Raw genomic sequence first — 22,295 nt, forward strand, 5'->3', positions numbered from 1 at the left:
ATAGAAGTGAAAGCGTTATAATATGTATGAATATAAATGGAACACAGTTCCTACAATGGAAAGGACGATTTTATGTCTACATATATTAAAGCAGATCAATTTTATTACCCACATGGGGTTCGCCGCGGAGGCTATTTGGAGCTTGTTGATGGCAAGTTTGGGAAACATGTGGAAAGCTTACCAGAAGGTGCGGATGTGCTGGATTATTCTGGTTACAGCATTGCGCCTGGCCTCGTAGATACCCATATTCACGGATTTGGTGGGGTAGATGTGATGGATAATAATATCGAAGGTACTCTCCATACCATGAGTGAAGGGCTCTTGAGTACAGGGGTTACGAGCTTTTTGCCTACGACCCTTACTTCCTCTTACGAACAACTTTTGGCAGTAACGGAAAATATCGGTGCACGATACAAAGAAGCAACAGGAGCTAAGATTCGCGGGATTTATTTTGAAGGACCTTATTTCACAGAAAAATACAAGGGAGCTCAAAACCCGTCTTATATGAAGGATCCAAGTATGGAAGAATTCCGTGCTTGGCAAAAAGCTGCCAATGGTCTGTTGAATAAGATTGCCCTTGCTCCCGAGCGTGAAGGGGTAGAAGAATTTGTTCGGACCATTACAGGAGAAGGGGTGACTGTCGCTCTGGGACACTCCAATGCTACTTTTGAAGAAGCTAAAAAAGCGGTTGATGCAGGTGCGAGTGTCTGGGTGCATGCCTACAATGGTATGCGTGGTTTGACGCACCGTGAACTCGGTATGGTTGGTGCCATGTATGAATTGCCTCATACTACAGCAGAGTTGATCTGTGATGGCCATCACGTGGATCCACTAGCGTGTGATATCCTGATGAAACAAAAAGGCAAAGAAAATGTTGCCTTGATTACGGACTGTATGACAGCTGGGGGCTTAGAAGACGGGGACTACATGCTTGGGGAATTCCCAGTCGTGGTTGCTGAGGGAACTGCTCGCTTGAAATCAACTGGTAATCTAGCTGGCTCAATCTTGAAATTGAAAGATGGATTAAAAAATGTTGTAGAGTGGGGAATTGCTAACCCTCACGAAGCAGTGATGATGGCCAGCCTCAATCCGGCAAAATCAGTCCATATTGATGATGTTTGTGGTCAAATCCGTGAAGGATATGATGCGGACTTCATCGTACTTGACCAAAATTTGGATCTGGTTGCGACCTATCTCGATGGGGTCAAACGTTACCAGGCGACGAATTAGATTCAAGAATCGAAGATAGAATACTTCCTCTCTAGGTCAGACCTAGAGAGGTTTTTGTTTACCGATGGTAGTGCAATTTTGTGAATGCTGTCTTTTCATGCTATAATGGGAATTGAAATGTGAGGTAGCTTATGAAGGCAATTGATATACGTTTTTTATTGATGGGAATTTTTTTCTTGCTCTATGGGATTGTAAGAAAAAATATCTTTATTGTGATTGTTGGTGGGGCATTTTTACTCTATAGTTTTTATAGCAAGAAGATGGAGCCAACCAAGAAGAATATTTTTAAGCCAGAGCTCAAGCTTCGAGGGCCTAAGAAACCGAAATCGAAGAAAGGAAAGAAAAAATGAACAATTATCGTTTAAATAATGGGGTGGAGATTCCTGTATTAGGATTTGGAACCTGGAAAGCAGCAGATGGAGAAGAAGCCTATCAAGCTGTCTTAGCTGCTTTAAAAGCAGGTTACCGGCATATCGATACAGCTGCGATTTATCAAAATGAAGAGAGCGTTGGTCGGGCGATCAAGGATAGTGGTCTTAAACGCGAAGACTTGTTTATTACCACCAAACTTTGGAATACTCATCACACCTATGAAGATGCTCAAGCTGCTTTGGACGAGTCTCTTGAGAAACTGGGTTTGGACTATGTCGATCTTTATTTGATTCATTGGCCAAATCCAAACCCCCTTCGAGAAAATGATGCTTGGAAAGTGCGAAACGCTGAGGTTTGGCGAGCCATGGAAGATATGCTAGCTGCTGGCAAGGTTCGGGCTATTGGCATTAGCAATTTTCTTCCTCATCATTTGGAAGCGCTCCTTGAAACTGCTCGGGTCATCCCAGCTGTGAACCAAATTCGTCTAGCACCTGGGGTTTACCAAAGCGAAGCCATTGCTGCAAGTCGCAAGCAGGGTATCTTACTAGAGGCTTGGGGACCTTTTGGCCAAGGGGAGTTGTTCCAAAATGAACAAGTAAAAGAAATGGCTGCCAAATATGGAAAGACCGTCGCTCAACTAGCCTTAGCTTGGAGTTTACAAGAAGGCTTCCTTCCATTGCCAAAATCGGTTACGCCTGAGCGGATTGCGAGTAATCTAAATTGTTTTGATTTTGAATTGGCGGCAGATGATGTGGAACTCCTGCGCCATCTTCCGGTTGAAGCAGGTGCACCAGATCCGGACACCAAAGATTTTTAAAAGAGAATTTCTATTCATTAATGAAAACCGAGGACAGTTTCGTTCTCGGTTTTTAAAAACCTTTCAAACATGAAATAATTTTAAGGATCCAATAAAAACAGATGTTCTATAATATTTTCCTGTTCAACTTCAAAAATTTCCGAACGAAAATAAGTTAATAATTAGTAATATACGTAAATATTACAATTGTGTTACAATTCATTTTTGAATGAATTTTCAGATAATTTTGCGTTATAATAGTTACTATTAAAATAAAAGGGGAGTTTCTATGAATAGACAAGAGCGTTTTTCATTAAGGAAATACAAATTTGGTGTAGCCTCAGTTTTATTAGGGGCTGTTTTGGTATTTGGATCTGCACAAGCGAGTGCAGAAGAACAAACAGCGGGTCAAACGAGCGCTGGGACACAGCTTGTAGCAAACAGTCAACAGGCACCTGCTGAAGAAGAGCATTCACAAGCAACAGAAGCAAGTACAGCAGTTGCTAGTGAGAAAGTAGCAGTTGCAAATGAAGCAACAGTTGCTGAAAAGACAACGAATACAACAGAAGCAGCTGTAGTTGAAAAAACAGAAGCTCCGAAAGAGGCAGCTGCTGTTCCAGAAACAAAACCGGAAGAAGTGGAAAAACCTGTTGAAAAAGCAACAGTAGTGGCTACTGCGACAAGTTCGGAAACAACGAATCGCCATGAGGCAGCTGAAAAACCTCAAAGCATCGAAAGTGACGAAATTATTACTGTTCCACAAACCTGGAAGCAAGGCTACAAAGGGGAAGGGATGGTTGTCGCCGTCATTGATTCTGGCTTGGATGTGAACCACGAGGTTCTTCGGATTACCGATCCTTCAAAAGCTAAGTTTAAAAACCAAGAAGAAATCGAAGCTGCTAAAAAAGCGGCAGGAATCGATTATGGTAAATGGTACAACGACAAGGTTGTCTATGCTTATGACTACTTTGATGGGACCGACAATATCAAAGAGGCCGAAAGAGATTCTCACGGGATGCACGTTACAGGGATTGCGACAGGGAATCCTGATAAAGAAGCAGGAAACGGAGAAAAGATCTATGGTGTAGCACCAGAAGCGCAAGTTATGTTTATGCGTGTCTTTTCGGATCGTCAAAAAACAACTGGTTCGGCCCTTTATGTAAAAGCAATTGATGATGCTGTAGCTCTTGGTGCAGATACTATCAACATGAGTCTTGGCTCTACGACTGGTTCTACGGTCAATGCGGATTCAGATATTGTGGATGCCATCAAACGGGCGCGTGCTAAAGGTGTATCTGTCCTAATCTCTGCAGGAAATAGCAATACTTTTGGGAATGGTTATTCAAGACCAGCTGCAGAAAATCCAGATTACGGCTTGGTCGGAAATCCATCAACGGTAGAGGACTCCATCTCTGTTGCTTCTATCAACAATAAAATCATTACCACAGAAGTTTTTGAAGTCAAAGGCCTTGAAGGAAATGCAGAATTAGACAACGGGAAATTTGACTACAGTAAATCTGCAACAGATACAGACTTTGAAAAAGGCAAAGAATATGAGTACGTATCTGTTGGTCTTGGGAAAGAAGATGATTTCAAAGGTCTAGATCTTACTGGTAAATTAGCGCTTATTCAACGTGGAGAAATCCCATTCACAGAAAAAATTGCTAATGCCCTCCATCATGGTGCAGTAGGGGCTATGGTCTACAATAATGTGGAAGGATCAAACCTTGGAATGTCAATTGATGGGGATGCTAAGAAAATTCCATCTGTCTTCATTTCAAAACGCTATGGGGAAGCTCTTAAAGCTGGATCTTACAAAGTTGTCTTTAACAATACCATGGCCAACCGTCCATCTCCAGAAGCAGACCAATTGTCTGATTTCTCAAGCTGGGGTGTAACAACCGATGGTCAGTTGAAACCAGATGTCACAGCACCTGGTGGGAACATCTTCTCTTCTTTAAATGACAATACCTATGGGGATATGAGTGGTACTAGTATGGCCTCACCTCACGTAGCAGGTGTTGCAGCCTTGGTTAAAGAATACCTTGTGAAGCATCACCCAGAATTAACTCCAGAACAAGTTTCTGAAACAGTGAAAGCCTTGATCATGTCTACGGCTAAACCACACGTTAATAAAGAAACGGGTGCTTATACTTCTCCACGCCAACAAGGAGCAGGGGTTGTCGACACAGCAGCAGCCGTTTCAACAGACTTGTATGTGACCGGTGAAAACAACTATCCAAGCGTCACTCTTGGTAATGTTGGAGATAGCTTTACATTTGATGTGACGGTTCACAATATTTCAGATACCGATCGTACCTTGAAGATGCTGGTCAATACTGACACAGATGAAGTAAAAGATGGTAAATTTACCCTCCGTCCACGTAAATTGACTGAAACAGCTTGGCCTGAAGTAACTGTGAAAGCTCATAGCTCTGAAACGGTTACGGTGAAAGTCGATACAAGTAAATTCACAGAAGAATTGAGCAAAGAAATGCCGAACGGCTATTTCCTTGAAGGATTTGTTCGCTTTGTTGATCCGGCTGATGATGGAGATGTGGTCAGCTTGCCATTTATGGGCTTCAAGGGAGAATTCCAAAACCTTCCCGCTGTTGAAAAGCCAGTCTATGATTTGGTTCGCGAAGGAAAAGATGGATTCTACTACCATATTCCAAAAGATTTGAATATCTCTTCTAGTGCGAATGTTTCTGCGCTCGTCACTCAGCAAAATGACTTCCTTCTCACTCAAGGAAAACGAGATGGTCGTCGGATTACAGTCCTTGGTATTGACGAAAATGCAGAAGGAACTCACACCCTTCAACTAGATGAAAACGGAAATGTTCGCATTGCCATTTCACCAAATGAAGATGGAAATAAAGATTTCGTCGAATACAAGACAGTTGCCCTTAGAAACATTGAAAACCTTCGTGCAACTGTTTATGCAGCAAGTGATACGGAACATAAAAATCCATTGTGGGAAGGAACTCCATCTGACCATCGTAAGAACTTCTTCAACGGTGACCAAAAGAACCCACGCAGCTACACATTAGATAATACTGCTTGGAATGGTATTGATGCGAATGGGAATGCAGTAGCAGATGGTCTATATGATTATGTCATCCGTTACACCCCAATGGTTCCTGGAGCTGAGGAGCAATCAACGACCTTCAAGGTTCGGGTTGATACTCAAAAACCAGTGATCACATCTGGCTATATTCGCTTTAAAGACGGAGCACAACAGTTTGTAGCACGTAAAGCCAAAGATGTTGGCGATGGTGGTATCTTAACTGAAAAACTCGTCTATGTGACTCCATTTGATGATCAGGGGACAATGGTCCAAACCAGTGAAGATAAGAATGGTACTCGTGCGCTTGAAAATTACCATGTGATCAAGGCCAATGCAGATGGTAGCTTCGATCTTCCTGAAAACATCGATAAGAAGAATATCTACTACTACGTAGAGGACTTTGCGGGGAATGTAGACTATGTTTCACTAGCTGATTTAGTTCGGGATCAAAATAGTGGTCGGGTTCAAATTTCTGTTCGTGATGCTAAAACGAACAAAGATTTGGATACTATGTATGTTTACCGAATCAAAGATAGCAATGGCCAATACGTATCAGTTGATAAGACAAAAGATATTAACTTCTTGAACTTTGGTCATTATACTGCAGAAATCTTTACGTATGATCGTACAGAAGTGAAATTTGTCAGTAGCTTGACACAAGAATTTGATTTAACAGAAGATAATAGTTTCCAAACGATCGCTTTTCTTGCCAATACTTTAGAATATGCACCAGTTAGCATCAGCTTTGATCAACCGGTTTCAAAAGCAGCTACGATCGTATTGAAAGGGGCAGATGGTGGAAACTTTGTATTGCCTGCTGAAAAATATGGAAAAAATGGCTTTGGGAAATCTGTCGCAACTGGTCAATATACCTTAGTTGCAACCCTTCCTACAGGCTATGAACTAGCTGAGGAAGCACCAGTGATCTCAGTTGTCGCAGGGCGCAATAACAATTATCGTATTGGAGTGATCTCAAAAGTAGATCTTTTGGCTGCTTTGAACAACCAAGTAGATGTTACAAAGACAGCTCAATACTTTAATGCGAGTGCGGCTAAGAAAGAAGCTTATGATCAAGCCTTGCAAGCTGCCCAAGCAGCCTTGACCAATAAGGTCAGTCAAGAACAAGTCAACCAAGCAGTAGCTAGTCTTGAAGCTGCTAGCCAAGCTTTGGATGGGAAAGATTCAAACGTTGCGGCTTTGAAAGAAGCTATGCAAGCTTATGATGCTACGACTAAAACGGGTCGTTATGCTAATGCCAAAGAAAAAGTACGTCGCGACTACGACCGCGCTTTCCAAACAGTGGCCTTGCTTGCAGTTGATCCAACTGTGAAACAAGAACAAATCAATCAAGCACTTGCTGAGCTTAGCCGTGCGGAAGGAAAATTAAACGGGAAAGCAACTGATTTTTCAAGCCTTGAAAAATACATCAAGGAAGAATTGAAATTCCAAGAAAAGAATGCTAAATTCATCTATGCTGGAAATAAAGAAAAAGAAGCTTACCTAGTGGCTTTCAAGGATGCACAAACCATCCTTTCAAATCCAGGAGCAAGCCAACAAGATGTAAAAGATGCTTTGACAGCCTTGAAAAATGCCAAGAAAAAACTTCATGGTAAAAAACCAAAAGCTGCAAGACGTCCATAAGAAAAACAAAATAGTTTGTTAGCCTAGAATCCATCTGAAACATTTGTTTCAGATGGATTTTTATTTACAAGTACCTAAAAATTTGCTATAATACTGACAAGAAAGAAGGGCTTATGGCGTTTTTCTAGCGAACTTGGGATAGTGAAAGCCAAGTAGAGCAAAGTAGGCAAGTGGCGCTTTCTATCAGCAAATAGCTGAAGACAAACAGATAAAATGAAGTAATAAATTAGGGTGGAACCGCGTTTCTGACGCCCCTAGGTCACAGACTTAGGAGTGAAGACACGGTTCTTTTTGTATTCTGAGTTACAAGAAACTTTATGAATAAGGAGTAAAATATGTCCAAAAAATTGACTTTCCAGGAAATTATCCTTACTTTGCAACAATACTGGAATGACCAGGGTTGTATGCTCATGCAGGCTTATGATAACGAAAAAGGTGCGGGTACGATGAGTCCTTACACCTTCCTTCGTGCCATTGGTCCTGAGCCATGGAATGCGGCTTATGTAGAGCCATCTCGTCGTCCAGCTGATGGGCGTTACGGAGAAAACCCAAACCGTCTTTACCAACACCACCAATTCCAAGTGGTCATGAAACCATCACCATCAAACATCCAAGAACTTTACCTTGAGTCATTGGAAAAATTGGGGATCAATCCTTTGGAACACGATATTCGTTTCGTTGAAGATAACTGGGAAAACCCATCAACTGGTTCGGCTGGTCTTGGTTGGGAAGTTTGGCTTGACGGTATGGAAATCACTCAGTTCACCTACTTCCAACAAGTTGGTGGCTTGGCAACTGGTCCGGTAACTTCTGAGGTCACTTACGGATTGGAACGTTTGGCTTCTTACATCCAAGAAGTTGATTCTGTTTACGATATTGAGTGGGCCCCAGGCGTTAAATACGGAGAAATCTTCCTTCAACCAGAATACGAACACTCAAAATACAGCTTTGAAGTTTCTGACCAAGATATGCTTCTTGAAAACTTCGAAAAATTTGAAAAAGAAGCAGGACGTGCTTTGGAATTGGGCCTTGTTCACCCAGCCTATGACTACGTTTTGAAATGTTCACACACCTTCAACTTGCTTGATGCACGTGGAGCTGTATCCGTTACAGAACGTGCCGGCTATATTGCCCGCATCCGTAACTTGGCTCGTGTCGTAGCCAAAACCTTCGTCGCAGAACGTAAAAAACTTGGTTACCCACTTCTCGACGAAGCCACACGCGCAAAACTCCTAGCAGAAGAGGAAGAATAAAAAGAGTTACAAGAATGGAAAATGGGCAAACAAAGTGAGCCCATATGGAACCCAGAGGCAAGTCGGAGACTTGCTAAAGGGATAGGCACCGCCGTACTGCTATATGGGAATTTTTGAAACGTGAGGTTCAAAAATCAGTTGGCTAAATCCACTTTGATGAGACCGTTGGAAATCGATGTCAAGAAGACAGAAGATTTCCCTACAGCCTCACAAAGTTAGTTAGCGACGTCCCCGGTACCTAAGGTGCCTATCAAAAAGAAGAATTTTGTAAAGGAAAAAACATGACAAAAAACTTATTAGTAGAACTTGGACTTGAAGAGTTACCAGCCTACGTTGTCACACCAAGTGAAAAACAACTCGGTGAAAAAATGGCAGCCTTCTTGGATGACAACCGACTTTCATACGAAGACATTCAAACCTTCTCAACACCACGCCGTTTGGCTGTCCGTGTGATTGGTTTAGCAGATCAACAATCGGATTTGACTGAAGATTTTAAAGGACCTTCTAAGAAAATCGCCTTGGATGCAGATGGAAACTTCTCAAAAGCGGCTCAAGGATTCGTCCGTGGAAAAGGCTTGACCGTTGATGATATCGAATTCCGTGAAGTCAAAGGGGAAGAGTACGTTTATGTCACGAAACACGAAGCTGGAAAACCAGCTAAAGAAGTCTTGGCTGGCGTTCCAGAGGTGCTTGCTTCATTGACCTTCCCTGTTAGCATGCACTGGGCTAACAACACCTTTGAATACATTCGCCCAGTTCATACCTTGATCGTTCTTTTGGGTGATGAAGCGCTCGACCTTGATTTCTTGGATATCCACTCAGGTCGTGTGAGCCGTGGGCACCGTTTCCTCGGGCACGAAGTGGAAATTACCAATGCGGATTCTTATGAAGAAGACCTTCGTACCGTTTATGTGATTGCGGATAGCAAAGAACGTGAAAACATGATTCGTGAGCAAATTAAGGCTATCGAGGCAGATCAAGGTGTTCAGGTCCAAATCGAAGAAGGACTTTTGAATGAAGTTTTGAACTTGGTCGAATACCCAACTGCCTTTATGGGAAGTTTTGACACCAAATATTTGGACGTTCCAGAAGAAGTTTTGGTGACCTCAATGGAAACGCACCAACGTTACTTTGTTGTACGTGACCTTGATGGTAAGTTGAAACCAAACTTCATCTCCGTCCGTAATGGGAACGCTGAGCACTTGGAAAATGTCATCCGAGGAAATGAAAAAGTCTTGGTGGCACGTCTTGAAGATGGTGAATTCTTCTGGCGTGAAGACCAAAAACTTAAGATTGAAGACCTCGTTGCTAAATTGGCGAACGTGACCTTCCATGAAAAAATTGGTTCTCTTTCAGAACACATGGCGCGCGCTGGTGTCATTGCAGCGTCACTAGCTGAGCAAGCTGGTTTGACTGCTGAAGAAACTGCAGCTGTCGCTCGTGCAGCTGAAATCTACAAATTTGACCTCTTGACGGGTATGGTCGGAGAGTTCGATGAATTGCAAGGAATCATGGGTGAAAAATACGCTCTCCTTGCTGGTGAAGATGCTGCGGTTGCGACAGCTATCCGTGAGCACTACCTTCCTGATTCAGCAGATGGTGCCCTTCCAGAGACTAAGGTTGGTGCTATCCTTGCGCTTGCAGATAAATTGGATACCCTCCTTTCATTCTTCTCAGTAGGATTGATTCCATCAGGTTCCAATGACCCTTATGCGCTTCGTCGTGCGACTCAAGGAATTGTGCGTATCTTGGATGCCTTTGGTTGGCATATCCCTATGGATGAGTTGATCGACAGCCTTTACGCCCTTTCATTTGATAGTCTTTCATATGACAATCAAGCAGAAGTGCTCAACTTCATCAAGGCGCGTGTGGACAAGATGATGGGACGCACACCAAAAGATATCAAAGAAGCTGTTCTTGCTGGTTCAAACTTTGTCGTGGCTGATATGCTGGAAGCAGCTGAAGCTCTTTCAGAAGCTGCGAAGACTGATGGTTACAAGGCAGCTGTTGAATCCCTCTCTCGTGCTTTCAACTTGGCAGAAAAAGCAGATGCTTCAGTAGCAGTCGATGCCAGTCTCTTTGAAAACGATCAAGAAAAAGCCCTGGCTAAAGCGATTGAAGAGCTTGAATTGACAGGTTCAGCTAGCGACAAATTGGCTCAACTCTTTGCTCTTAGCCCAGTCATTGATGCTTTCTTTGACAATACCATGGTGATGGCAGAAGATGAGGCTGTTAAAAACAACCGTTTGGCCCTTCTTGCAGGCCTTGTAGCGAAAGCTAATGCTGTCGCAGCCTTTAATCAATTGAACACAAAATAATGACCTGATGACAGGTAGAAAGTAGGTTTTATTATGACACCTGAAAAAATTGCTCGTATCAATGAGCTTGCTAAAAAGAAAAAAACAGAAGGTTTGACTCCAGAAGAAGAAGTGGAGCAAGCAAAACTTCGTGAAGAATACATTGAAGGTTATCGTCGTTCGGTTCGTCACCACATTGAAGGTATCAAAATTGTAGATGAAGAAGGTAACGATGTAACACCTGAGAAACTACGCCAAGTGCAACGGGAAAAAGGTTTGCATGGCCGTAGTCTCGATGACCCTAATTCATAATCAAAAGAGTGCTGGAATAGACTCCAGCACTCTTTTTGATCTATAAAATTCAGAATATTCTGGACCGGATTGACCAATTTTTAAAAACGTGGTATAGTAGATTGAGTGAAAATTGGAAGTATACTTTTCTGAAAATGTACAGAAAAAGAATTGGAGTAATCATATGTCAAAAAAACATCATCCTGGTGAAGAAACCGAAAATGGGATGGTTCGTGGTCTGCAAAATCGCCATGTTCAGCTGATTGCTATTGCAGGAACCATCGGAACAGGGCTCTTTCTTGGAGCTGGTCGTTCCCTTTCTTTGACAGGTCCGTCTATTATTTTAGTCTATATGCTGACTGGAGCTTTCATGTACTTCATGATGAGGGCGATTGGCGAGATGCTGTATATGGATCCAGATCAACATACCTTTATCAACTTTATTACCAAGTACTTAGGAAAGGGTTGGGGCTATTTTTCAGGATGGTCCTATTGGGTTTCCTTGGTATTTCTTGGGATGGCAGAAATTACAGCCGTTTCCAACTATGTTCAGCTCTGGTTCCCTAATTGGCCAGCCTGGCAGATTCAAATCATCTTTTTAGCGCTTTTAAGTTGTGTAAACTTGATCGCTGTGAAAGTTTTTGGAGAGGTTGAATTCTGGTTTGGAATGATCAAGATTGTCACGATTTTAGCCCTGATCGCAACAGGGATTTTTATGGTGACGACGAATTTTGAAACACCAGCTGGACATGCTAGCTTAAGTAACATTACCAATGGTTTTCAAATGTTTCCGAATGGTTGGGTCAAGTTTGTGATGGCCTTTCAAATGGTCTTCTTTGCTTATCAAGCGATTGAGTTTGTTGGAATTACCACATCAGAGACAGCCAATCCCCGTCAGGTCTTACCGAAAGCCATTAAAGAAATTCCGATTCGAATTGTAATCTTTTATGTAGGGGCTTTGTTAGCGATTATGGCTATTTTCCCTTGGCAACAGCTTCCCGTCAATAAGTCACCGTTTGTAACGGTCTTTCAGATGGTAGGAATCAAGTGGGCAGCAGGATTGATTAATTTTGTTGTACTGACAGCTGCGGCATCTTCCTTGAATTCCACCCTCTATTCAACAGGGCGCCACTTGTACCAGATTGCAAAAGAAACACCAAACAGCAAAGTGATGAATCGTTTGAAACTGAATAGCTTATCTCGTATGGGGATTCCAAGTCGCGCGATTATTTTTTCTGCGATTGTGGTTGCTGTTTCAGCCTTTATCAATGTCTTGCCAGGTGTCTCAGATGCCTTTGCCTTGATTACGGCATCTTCTTCTGGTGTCTACATTGCTATTTACATTTTGACTATGCTTGCCCATCTTAAGTACCGTAAATCGAAAGAATTTATGCCAGATGGTTTTGTCATGCCGGCCTATAAAGTGTTGAATCCATTGACCATTGTTTTCTTCCTCTTTGTATTCGTTTGTCTCTTCTTGCAAGAATCAACATACATTGGAGCGGTTGGAGCAACCATCTGGATCATTCTTTTTGGGATCTACAGCAATTGGAAACATAATAAATAAACAGCAAGAGGCTGGGGCAAAAGTCCTAGCCTCTCAATTGTTTTTGGATTGTTGAGCAAGACGCAGTGGTTGAGTGGGCTCTACTACGCTGATTTCATCAGCTTTTACAGCCCTACTCAACTGTGCGGAGGTGGGACGACGAAATCGAATTCTAACGAATGACCGATTTCTGTCCCACTCTCTTTACTATTTCAGAGCTCGTTTACTTCTTTTAAGGAATTACTTGGAGGAAACAAAAGAAAAACAGAGATGGAAGAAATTATTTTTCTTCCATCTCTGTTTTTTGTCCTTGAATGGCTTTTTTGAACCACCAAAGTGATCCGACTAGGATCAGGGCAGCAAGCCAAAAAATCCAAGCCTCAATAGTGGTTAGAAAAAAGTAGAGAGCGATAGCATCGACCAATAAAAGTGGGATGAGAATCTGTTTTCTTATTTTCATAAGAATATTGTATCATAAATCCTAGAGGAAACAAGTGAAATCAAGCCTTCCTAGGTATTTTGTAGGATTCGAAAAGGTCAGATAGGATTAGTTAGTGAATTTTCTTTCAGGAGTGCATCTTGGTCCCATTTGTGGTAAAATAGTAAAGATATGAGTAAAGAATTTCATCATGTAACGGTTTTGCTTCATGAAACGATCGATATGCTGGATGTTAAGCCAGATGGGATCTATGTAGACGCCACATTGGGTGGGGCAGGCCACAGCGAATATTTGTTAACAAAATTAAATGAATCAGGCCATCTCTATGCCTTTGACCAAGATCAGCATGCGATTGAGAATGCTAAGATTCGTTTGGCACCTTTCATTGAGAAAGGCATGGTGACCTTCATTAAGGATAACTTTCGTCATTTGAAGGAACGTCTAAACGAATTGGGTGTGACTGAAATTGATGGAATCTGTTATGACCTAGGTGTCTCTAGTCCTCAGTTAGATGAACGGGAACGTGGATTTTCTTACAAGAAAGATGCGCCGTTGGACATGCGGATGAATCAAGAAGCTTCCTTAACAGCCTATGAGGTCGTCAATAGCTACGATTACCATGATCTCGTACGCATTTTTTTCAAATATGGAGAGGACAAATTTTCCAAGCAAATTGCGCGGAAAATTGAGCAAGCACGAGCAATTAAACCGATTGAAACGACGACTGAATTAGCAGAGATTATTAAATCTGCTAAACCAGCTAAGGAGCTCAAGAAAAAGGGTCATCCTGCTAAACAGATCTTCCAAGCCATTCGTATCGAAGTCAATGATGAACTGGGAGCGGCGGATGAATCGATTCAGCAAGCTATGGATTTGTTGGCCCTCGATGGTCGTATTTCTGTGATTACCTTTCATTCGTTAGAGGATCGATTGACCAAACAATTGTTTAAAGAAGCTTCGACGGTTGAGGTTCCAAAAGGACTTCCCTTTATTCCAGATGATTTGAAACCAAAGATGGAGTTAGTCAACCGGAAACCTATTTTGCCAAGTGAAGAAGAGCTTGAGGAAAATAATCGATCTCATTCAGCAAAATTACGGGTTGCTCGAAAAATACACAAGTAAGAGGAATTGATATGGCAGCAAGAGATGAGAGAACAAGAACACAGGTATTGCAAGACCACTTTCGCCGTTTCTCTAGAGTAGAAAAGGCTTTTTATGGGTCGATTGTCTTAACAGCTGTGATTTTAGCCATTAGTATCGTCTTTATGCAGACACGAATTTTACAAGTACAGAGTGAGTTGACTGATTTAAATACGGAACTAGAAGCCAAAAAGACGGAATTGGCAGATGTTCGTCAAGAGGTCAATGAATTAACACGTTATGACCGCTTATCACAGTTGGCTAGCTCCCAAGGAATGAAGCTGCAAAAAGAAAATCGAAAAACAGTGAGTGCAAGTAGTGATGAATAAATTTAAAAAATTTTTAATCGGGTATTCGATAAAGAAACGTCGCTTGCCGGATCAGAATCGAAAACAAGTTGGGAAAAATCTCAGTGTACTGGCGATTTTCCTCTTTTTTCTCTTTCTGATTAATTTTGCAATGATCATTGGGACTGACAAAAAATTTGGTGTAACCTTATCGGATCAAGCCAAAAAAGTCCATGAGCAGACGGTCATTGTTCCTGCAAAACGTGGAACGATCTACGACCGAAATGGAGCAGTAATTGCTGAAGATGCTACGACCTATAACGTTTATGCTATTATTGATAAAAAGTACAAATCAGCAACTGGGAAAATCCTCTATGTAGAAGAGAGCCAATTTAAAAAAGTAGCAGAAATCTTTAAGCAGTACTTAGGGATGGATGAGGATTACGTCATTCAACAGTTGTCGCAAAAGAAATTGAAACAGGTTTCTTTTGGCTCGAACGGAAACGGCATAACTTATAGTAATATGACGGCTATCCGTGAGGCCATGGAAGCGGCGAATATTGAAGGGGTTGCCTTTACAACTAGTCCAAATCGAAGCTATAAAAATGGAGTTTTCGCCTCTCAATTTATAGGGCAGGCCTCTCTTCAAGAAGATAAAGAGGGGAATAAAACTCTGAAGGGGCAATCAGGGATGGAGAAATCCCTCGATCGTATTCTCGCTGGTCAAAATGGGGTTATCACCTATGACAAAGACCGAAACGGCAATATCGTTCCTGGTTCAGATAAGGTTTCTGTCAAAACAGAAGATGGAAAAGATGTCTATACGACCATTTCAGCAGAATTACAAACCTACCTTGAGACGCGAATGGATGTTTTCCAAGAAAAAGTAAAAGGAAAGTATGTTAGTGCGACTCTTGTGAGTGCAAAAACTGGAGAAATCCTGGCTACAACGCAACGTCCATCCTATAATGCGGATACCAAACAAGGGTTGGATCTGAAAAACTTGAAAACCTGGAATACCATCCTTTATCAAGATCAATATGAACCGGGTTCAACGATGAAGGTCATGTTATTAGCTTCGGCGATTGATCATGGAACTTTCCCAGCCTATAATGAAGTATACTACAGTAACGAACTACAAGTAAAAGATGCGACGATCCGTGACTGGGATGTCAATATGGGGCTGGCTGAAGGTCGCTATATGAATATCGCACAGGGCTTTGCTTACTCAAGTAACGTGGGGATGACTCGCTTAGAGCAAAAGATGGGAAATGCTGTCTGGATGGACTACCTAACCCGCTTTAAATTCGGTCTTCCGACCCGTTTTGGAATGGGAAATGAAGCTTACGGGGGTCTTCCAGGGGATAACTATGTCAGTCAGGCACAATCTGCCTTTGGTCAAGGGATTTCCGTCAGTCAAACCCAAATGTTACGGGCCTTTAGCGCCATCGCTAATGATGGGCAAATGTTAGAGCCGAAATTTATTAGTGCTATTTACGATAAAAAATCAGACACAGCCCGCAAATCAAAAAAAGAAGTTGTTGGAAAACCAGTTTCAGGATCAGCTGCGCAACAGACACGGAACTATATGATCACCGTCGGAACAGATCCAGAGTATGGAACCTTGTACAGCGATGGACCCATCATTCAGGTACCCGGTCAAAACGTTGCGGTGAAATCAGGGACTGCCCAAATGGCGACAGATCAAGGATACTTACAAGGAGAAAATGATTATATCAACTCGGTTGTAGCCATGACACCTGCAGAAGATCCTGAATTCATCATGTATGTGACGGTCCAACAACCAGAAGTGAAATTCTCAGCGACCAGCTGGGAAGAGCTGGTCAATCCTATTTTGGAAGATGCAGTTGCTTTAAAAGACGAATTGCATTTGACATCAGAGGCACCAACGTTGGATGGTGTGACCAAAGAAACGACCTACAAAATCCCTTCAGTAGAAACTCTCTCTAAGGAGTTGAATCTGAAACAAAATTTGAGCCCAGGTGCTTATTCAGAGGAATTGCGTCGCAATTTGGTGCAACCAATTGTCCTAGGAACCGGGAAAAATATCCGCAAAATGTCTGTGGATATAGGCTCTAAAGTCAAAGCCAATCAGCAAGTATTGTTATTGACAGAAGACTTTGATGCGGTTCCAGATATGTATGGTTGGACTAAGAAAAATGCAGACATCTTTGGAGAATGGACTGGAATTGAGATTACCTATAAAGGTAGTGGAAAGAAAGTAACTAAACAAAGTGTCAAAATGAACACCTCACTCAATAAAACTAAAAAGATTACGTTAACATTAGGAGACTAAGATGTATATTGCTACGATCCTTGTATCGTTTCTATTAACAGTGGCTGCTATTCCAGCCTTTATTCGATTTTACCATCGTGCTCATATTTCTGGGCAACAAATGCACGAAGATGTGAAACAACACAAAGCGAAAGCTGGCACTCCGACAATGGGTGGAGTTGTATTTCTCATTACAGCCGTTCTAGTTAGTTTTGTCGTTACCGTATTGACTGGAAATTTCACGCGCCCTGTTCAACTGATTCTATTTATCTTGATTCTTTATGGAATTGTTGGATTTTTGGATGACTTTTTAAAAGTTTTTCGTAAGATTAATGAAGGTCTTAACCCAAAACAAAAATTGGCCCTTCAACTTGTTGGTGGAATCATCTTCTATATTTTTTCTGAACGCCACGGTGCAGGAAGCCTTTTAAATGTCTTTGGTTACGATCTTTACTTGGGCCATTTCTACATTCTCTTTGCTTTATTTTGGTTGGTTGGTTTTTCAAACGCGGTCAATTTGACAGATGGGATTGATGGATTAGCCAGCATCTCCGTTGCCATTAGCCTGAGTGCCTATTCCTTTATTGCCTATATGCAAGGGAAATGGGACATTCTCTTTGTGACTTTGAGTATGATTGGGGCCTTGCTTGGATTCTTTGTCTTCAACCACAAGCCGGCTAAAATCTTTATGGGGGATGTCGGTAGTCTAGCTCTTGGAGGGATGCTTGCAGCCTTGTCAATGGCTCTGCATGTCGAGTGGACGTTGCTCTTGATTGGTCTGGTCTATGTCATTGAAACAGGTTCAGTGATGCTACAAGTGACCTATTTCAAATGGACCAAGAAACGTTACGGGGAAGGACGTCGGATTTTCCGAATGACTCCTTTCCACCATCATTTAGAACTGGGTGGCCTTTTTGGCAATGGGCAAAACTGGTCAGAATGGAAAGTAGATGCCTTTATGTGGAGCATTGCCTTAGTGACAAGTGTCGTGACTCTAGTCCTTCTCTACCTATAAAACGACGGTGGGCTTGCCCATCGTTTTTTTGCTGACTCAGAGTGACTTCGCTGGTTAGGAAAAATGACTCATAAGAGAGGCAAGAAGACAGCTTTTCTGATATAATAATAGAGATCATGAAAGGAACTGAGAAAATGAAATTTACAGAGTTTAATTTTAAGCCCTATATTCAAGAGGCACTGAAAGAAATCAATTTTAGAGAAGCAACCGAAGTACAGGAAAAACTAATTCCGATTGTCCTAGCTGGAAATGATTTGGTAGGAGAGTCAAAGACAGGTTCTGGGAAGACCCATACTTTCCTCTTGCCGATTTTTCAAACCTTAAATGAAGACAGCCAACAAGTTGAAGCGGTCATCACGGCTCCTAGTCGGGAGTTGGCGACGCAAATTTACCAAGCTGCTCGTCAAATCGCTAGTCATTCTGAAAAAGAGATTCGAATTGTGAATTATGTTGGAGGAACGGATAAAAGCCGTCAGATTGAAAAACTGCAGGTCAAACAACCACATATCGTGATTGGAACTCCAGGCCGGATCTATGATCTGGTTGCATCGGGTGATCTGGCTATTCATAAGGCTCATACTTTTGTGGTAGATGAGGCAGATATGACGCTGGACATGGGATTCTTGTCTACTGTGGATAAGATTGCTTCAAGGCTTCCGCAACAACTGCAATTTTTAGTTTTTTCAGCCACCATTCCGCAAAAATTGCAGCCTTTCTTGAAAAAATATCTCTCAAACCCAGTCATGGAGCAAATTAAGACTAAGACGGTGATTTCAGATACCATCGATAATTGGCTGGTTTCGACTAAGGGTCGGGATAAAAATGAGCAAATTTACCAATTGACCAAGACCTTGCAACCTTATTTGGCCATGATTTTCGTTAATACAAAAACGAGAGCAGATGATCTCCATGCCTATCTAGTAGCTCAGGGACTCAAAGTGGCGAAGATTCACGGAGATATCCCACCACGTGAACGGAAACGGATCATGAATCAGGTTAAAAATCTTGATTTTGAGTACATTGTAGCGACAGATTTGGCGGCGCGTGGAATTGATATCGAAGGGGTAAGTCATGTCATCAACGATGCCATTCCTCAAGATCTTTCTTTCTTTGTTCACCGTGTCGGCCGGACAGGCCGCAATGGCCTGCCAGGTGTCGCTATTACTCTTTATCAACCAAGTGATGATTCAGATATCCGTGAACTAGAAAAAATGGGCATTCGTTTCGTACCGAAAGTGTTGAAAAATGGGGTTATTGAAGATACCTATGATCGGGATAGACGGGCGAATCGTGAGAAGAAGCAAGAGAAACTTGATATCGAAATGATTGGTCTGGTGAAGAAGAAAAAGAAAAAAATCAAACCAGGCTACAAGAAAAAAATCAAATGGGCAGTTGATGAAAAGCGGAGAAAAGCTAAGCGAGCGGAAAATCGAGCGCGTGGTCGGGCAGAAAGAAAGGCCAAACGCCAAACTTTCTGATCCCTTGTTTCAAATGCTTAAAAGAAAACATAGATTTTCTTTATGAACTCCATAAAGAAAAACTATTGGGAACTTGTCTAAAATTATGATAGACTAAATTTGTATAGTCTATCATTTTTCTATTTCTGTAGCAATTTTTGGAATTCCGATAGTGAATGTGATAGAATGTTTATGTTCGAGAAAGGAAGTAACAAAAATGTTTACAACTAATCTTTTAGCTGCCAACTGGTATGCTGACTTTTTAAAACACGTTCCAGATAGCAAGCTGTTTAGTTTGAGAGCCGTATTGGATGCATTTCCGTCTGTCATAGGAAAATTGCCTGTGACGATTTTACTAGCCCTAGGAGGCGCATTTTTTGGGATTATTTTTGCCATGATTTTTGCTCTGGTCAAAATTAATCGTGTACGAATTCTTTACCCGATTCAAGCTGTTTTTGTCAGTTTTTTACGGGGGACTCCTTTGTTGGTTCAGTTGATGTTGACCTATTATGGGATTCCTCTTATTTTAAAAGCGATCAATCAGTCTTATGGAACAGCTTTTAATATTAATGCCATTCCAGCTGAGTTATTTGCAATTGTTGCTCTTGCCTTTAATGAGGCAGCTTATGCGAGTGAAACCATCCGGGCAGCCATTTTATCAGTGGATCCTGGTGAAATTGAGGCAGCGCGTAGTCTTGGGATGACCAACCGTCAAGTTTATCGCCGGATTATTATTCCCAATGCAGCAGTCGTTGCAACTCCTACTTTAATCAACTCTCTCATTGGCTTGACCAAGGGGACCTCGCTCGCCTTTAGTGCCAGTGTGGTTGAAATTTTTGCTCAAGCACGGATTATTGGGGGGAGCGATTTGAAGTACTTTGAACGCTTTATCACGGTATCGATTGTTTACTGGATTGTGAACATTCTCATTGAAATACTAGGCCGTCACATTGAACGTCGACTGGATATTGAGACTCCCGTAGCAATTGATTTACCAGATCAGGAGGTCCGGATCTAATGATTTATATTTCAGAATTATCAAAGACATTTTCAGGTCAAAAGGTTTTAAATAATCTAAGTTTGGAAATTCAAAAAGGGGAAGTCGTGGCCCTAATCGGGTCTTCGGGAGCTGGTAAATCAACCTTCTTACGCAGTTTAAACTATTTGGAAGCACCAGATAGTGGTAGAATTAAGATTGATGATTTCGAAGTTGATTTTGAGCACATTACCCAAGATCAAATCTTAACCTTAAGAAGAAAATTGGCCATGGTGTTCCAACAGTTTAATTTGTTTGGTAGAAAAACAGCCCTTGAAAATGTGAAAGAAGGGCTCATTGTTGTGAAGGGCTTATCCGATCAAGAAGCAACGAAAATTGCTCGAGAAGAACTGGCAAAAGTCGGTTTATCGGATCGTGAAAATCACTATCCTCGTCACCTCTCAGGTGGACAAAAACAACGGGTGGCTTTGGCCCGTGCCTTGGCCATGAAACCAGAGGTTCTTTTGTTGGATGAACCGACTTCAGCCTTGGATCCAGAATTGGTTGGAGAAGTTGAAAAATCCATTGCCAATGCAGCAAAATCAGGACAAACCATGGTACTGGTCAGCCATGATATGTCTTTTGTAGCGCAAGTAGCAGATAAGGTCCTATTTTTGGATAAAGGACGGATTATTGAATCTGGAACACCAGAGGAAATCATGCAACATCCAAAAGAAGAACGGACAAAAGAATTCTTTGCTAGTTACAAACGGACCTATGTTTGATATAATAGAGGAGAGGTAAGACTCAGCTGGCGATGCTAGCTGGGTTTGTTTTCTGAAAATGTAAAAATATTTGGAGTCGTGATGTTAAATAAATTATTGTCCTTATATTTACAAAGTTTAGTGACGACAACGATTTTAGTTGGGATCGCTTCTTGTATTTGGATTGGCTACCGTGCCCTTAAGAAGAAAGATAAAACAGCCAAGCAACGACAAGCCCATTTGTATGATATCCTCTTAATTGATATCATGACGATTCCTATTTTAACCTTTGCGGTCATAGGGATTTTGTTTATCTTTCAAGCACGATAATTGCAAAAAGACCGTGTTAGAATTATAATGGTTACAACAAAACAGAAAGAGGTTGAGTATGTTTGATACAGTGATTATTGGAGCAGGTCCTGCAGGGATGACTGCTGCCCTTTATGCAGCACGAAGCAATTTAAAAGTCGCATTGATTGAGAGAGGAATTCCAGGCGGTCAAATGAACAATACGTCTGACATTGAAAACTATCCTGGCTATGCGAATATTAGTGGTCCAGACTTGGCTGAAAAAATGTTCGAGCCTTTAGAGAATCTTGGTGTGGAACATTTGTTTGGACAGGTAGAGCGCATCGAAGACCACGGAGCAACCAAAAAGATTATCACAGATGATGGGGAATTTGAAGCTAAAACCGTGGTGATTGCAACAGGGTCTAACCACCGTTCATTGAATGTCCCTGGTGAAGAGGAGCTGAATAGTAGAGGGGTTTCCTACTGTGCTGTTTGTGATGGAGCTTTCTTTAGAGACGAGGATCTCTTAGTTGTTGGTGGTGGCGATTCTGCTGTAGAAGAAGCTGTCTTTTTGACTCAGTTTGCAAAAACAGTGACCATTGCCCATCGTCGTGATCAGTTGCGTGCCCAAAAAGTTCTTCAAGATCGTGCCTTTGCCAATGATAAAATTCACTTTGCTTGGAATACGGTTGTTGAAGAAATTAAGGGTGAACAAAAAGTAACGTCTGTCCTTTTAAAAGATGTGAAGACAGGAGAGGTTAGAGAGCAAGCCTTCGGTGGTGTCTTTATCTATGTTGGTTTAGATCCTGTCAGTGATTTTGCGACAGAACTTGGTATTTTAGATGAAAATGGCTGGGTGATCACGGATGATCATATGAGAACCACAGTCCCAGGTATTTTTGCAGTTGGCGATGTTCGTCAAAAAGATTTGCGTCAAGTGACGACAGCCGTCGGAGACGGTGCGATTGCTGGCCAAGAAGTTTATAAATATATCACAGAAAACTTTTAATCTAAAAAATCTGAGCTTCCTGTCTCAGATTTTTTTCATGCTTTCCTTTCAGTATTCAATAGAGCTGAAATGTGCTATAATGGTACTAATTTTATGGTAGGAATTCATAGAACAAATCTATAAAAAAG

At 41.7% G+C, this 22,295-nt stretch carries 18 protein-coding genes; 17 read left to right on the forward strand and 1 reads right to left on the reverse strand.

Annotated elements, in window-relative coordinates:
- The first annotated feature begins 72 nt into the window (after positions 1-72).
- The 8 genes from nagA (at position 73) to NMM13_RS09025 (ending at position 12,514) form a co-directional block, all read left to right on the forward strand.
- The gene (gene nagA, locus NMM13_RS08990; protein ID WP_042760248.1) at positions 73-1,230 is read left to right on the forward strand and encodes an N-acetylglucosamine-6-phosphate deacetylase; all 1,158 of its coding nucleotides are present in this window, start codon (positions 73-75) and stop codon (positions 1,228-1,230) included.
- A 131-nt stretch (positions 1,231-1,361) separates the two neighbouring features.
- The gene (locus tag NMM13_RS08995; RefSeq protein ID WP_003018530.1) at positions 1,362-1,580 is read left to right on the forward strand and encodes a hypothetical protein; all 219 of its coding nucleotides are present in this window, start codon (positions 1,362-1,364) and stop codon (positions 1,578-1,580) included.
- On the forward strand, positions 1,577-2,419 hold the full coding sequence (locus NMM13_RS09000) for an aldo/keto reductase (protein WP_254728495.1): 843 nt from the start codon (positions 1,577-1,579) through the stop codon (positions 2,417-2,419). Before NMM13_RS08995 ends, NMM13_RS09000 begins: the two co-directional genes overlap by 4 nt.
- Before the next feature lie 268 nt (positions 2,420-2,687).
- A complete protein-coding gene (locus tag NMM13_RS09005; protein WP_254728497.1) occupies positions 2,688-7,106 on the forward strand; it encodes a S8 family serine peptidase in 4,419 nt (1,472 codons plus the stop codon).
- Positions 7,107-7,441: 335 nt separating this feature from the next.
- Positions 7,442-8,359 carry a glycine--tRNA ligase subunit alpha gene (glyQ, locus tag NMM13_RS09010; RefSeq protein WP_002886077.1) on the forward strand — a complete coding sequence of 306 codons (918 nt, stop codon included), beginning with the start codon at positions 7,442-7,444 and terminating at the stop codon, positions 8,357-8,359.
- A 281-nt stretch (positions 8,360-8,640) separates the two neighbouring features.
- Entirely contained in the window at positions 8,641-10,677 is a 2,037-nt protein-coding gene (glyS, locus tag NMM13_RS09015) for a glycine--tRNA ligase subunit beta (RefSeq protein ID WP_254728499.1), read from the forward strand.
- A 33-nt stretch (positions 10,678-10,710) separates the two neighbouring features.
- Positions 10,711-10,968, forward strand: coding sequence for a DUF896 family protein (locus NMM13_RS09020; protein WP_031575259.1), 258 nt, complete (start codon positions 10,711-10,713; stop codon positions 10,966-10,968).
- Between the two features lie 163 nt (positions 10,969-11,131).
- Positions 11,132-12,514 (forward strand): amino acid permease, encoded by a 1,383-nt coding sequence (locus tag NMM13_RS09025; protein WP_118398456.1) that lies wholly within the window; start codon positions 11,132-11,134, stop codon positions 12,512-12,514.
- Positions 12,515-12,773: 259 nt separating this feature from the next.
- On the opposite strand, the gene NMM13_RS09030 is transcribed toward NMM13_RS09025, so the two are convergent.
- Positions 12,774-12,953 (reverse strand): hypothetical protein, encoded by a 180-nt coding sequence (locus tag NMM13_RS09030; RefSeq protein WP_042759811.1) that lies wholly within the window; start codon positions 12,951-12,953, stop codon positions 12,774-12,776.
- Between the two features lie 150 nt (positions 12,954-13,103).
- Between NMM13_RS09030 and rsmH the strand changes: the two genes are divergently transcribed.
- The 9 genes from rsmH to trxB all read left to right on the forward strand — a co-directional run bounded on the left by rsmH (position 13,104) and on the right by trxB (position 22,167).
- A complete protein-coding gene (gene rsmH / locus NMM13_RS09035; protein ID WP_003010377.1) occupies positions 13,104-14,054 on the forward strand; it encodes a 16S rRNA (cytosine(1402)-N(4))-methyltransferase RsmH in 951 nt (316 codons plus the stop codon).
- Positions 14,055-14,065: 11 nt separating this feature from the next.
- Positions 14,066-14,401, forward strand: coding sequence for a cell division protein FtsL (gene ftsL, locus NMM13_RS09040; RefSeq protein ID WP_003010374.1), 336 nt, complete (start codon positions 14,066-14,068; stop codon positions 14,399-14,401).
- The gene (gene pbp2X, locus NMM13_RS09045; protein WP_254728501.1) at positions 14,394-16,676 is read left to right on the forward strand and encodes a penicillin-binding protein PBP2X; all 2,283 of its coding nucleotides are present in this window, start codon (positions 14,394-14,396) and stop codon (positions 16,674-16,676) included. The genes ftsL and pbp2X overlap by 8 nt, the downstream gene beginning before the upstream one ends.
- Before the next feature lies 1 nt (position 16,677).
- Complete coding sequence (gene mraY, locus NMM13_RS09050) at positions 16,678-17,670, forward strand: phospho-N-acetylmuramoyl-pentapeptide-transferase (RefSeq protein WP_009732320.1); 993 nt, start codon at positions 16,678-16,680, stop codon at positions 17,668-17,670.
- 134 nt (positions 17,671-17,804) lie between these two features.
- Positions 17,805-19,148, forward strand: a complete 1,344-nt coding sequence (locus NMM13_RS09055) for a DEAD/DEAH box helicase (protein ID WP_023920282.1) — start codon at positions 17,805-17,807, stop codon at positions 19,146-19,148.
- A gap of 196 nt (positions 19,149-19,344) precedes the next feature.
- Positions 19,345-20,145, forward strand: coding sequence for an amino acid ABC transporter permease (locus NMM13_RS09060; RefSeq protein ID WP_070506166.1), 801 nt, complete (start codon positions 19,345-19,347; stop codon positions 20,143-20,145).
- The gene (locus NMM13_RS09065; protein ID WP_003003991.1) at positions 20,145-20,888 is read left to right on the forward strand and encodes an amino acid ABC transporter ATP-binding protein; all 744 of its coding nucleotides are present in this window, start codon (positions 20,145-20,147) and stop codon (positions 20,886-20,888) included. The genes NMM13_RS09060 and NMM13_RS09065 overlap by 1 nt, the downstream gene beginning before the upstream one ends.
- Before the next feature lie 81 nt (positions 20,889-20,969).
- Complete coding sequence (locus NMM13_RS09070; RefSeq protein WP_003003995.1) at positions 20,970-21,197, forward strand: DUF4059 family protein; 228 nt, start codon at positions 20,970-20,972, stop codon at positions 21,195-21,197.
- A gap of 58 nt (positions 21,198-21,255) precedes the next feature.
- On the forward strand, positions 21,256-22,167 hold the full coding sequence (trxB, locus tag NMM13_RS09075; protein ID WP_254728503.1) for a thioredoxin-disulfide reductase: 912 nt from the start codon (positions 21,256-21,258) through the stop codon (positions 22,165-22,167).
- The last annotated feature ends 128 nt before the right edge of the window (positions 22,168-22,295 follow it).

Origin of the sequence: Streptococcus sp. CF8_St5-11 (assembly GCF_024295625.1) — a bacterium.
In the GTDB taxonomy this organism is placed as follows: domain Bacteria; phylum Bacillota; class Bacilli; order Lactobacillales; family Streptococcaceae; genus Streptococcus.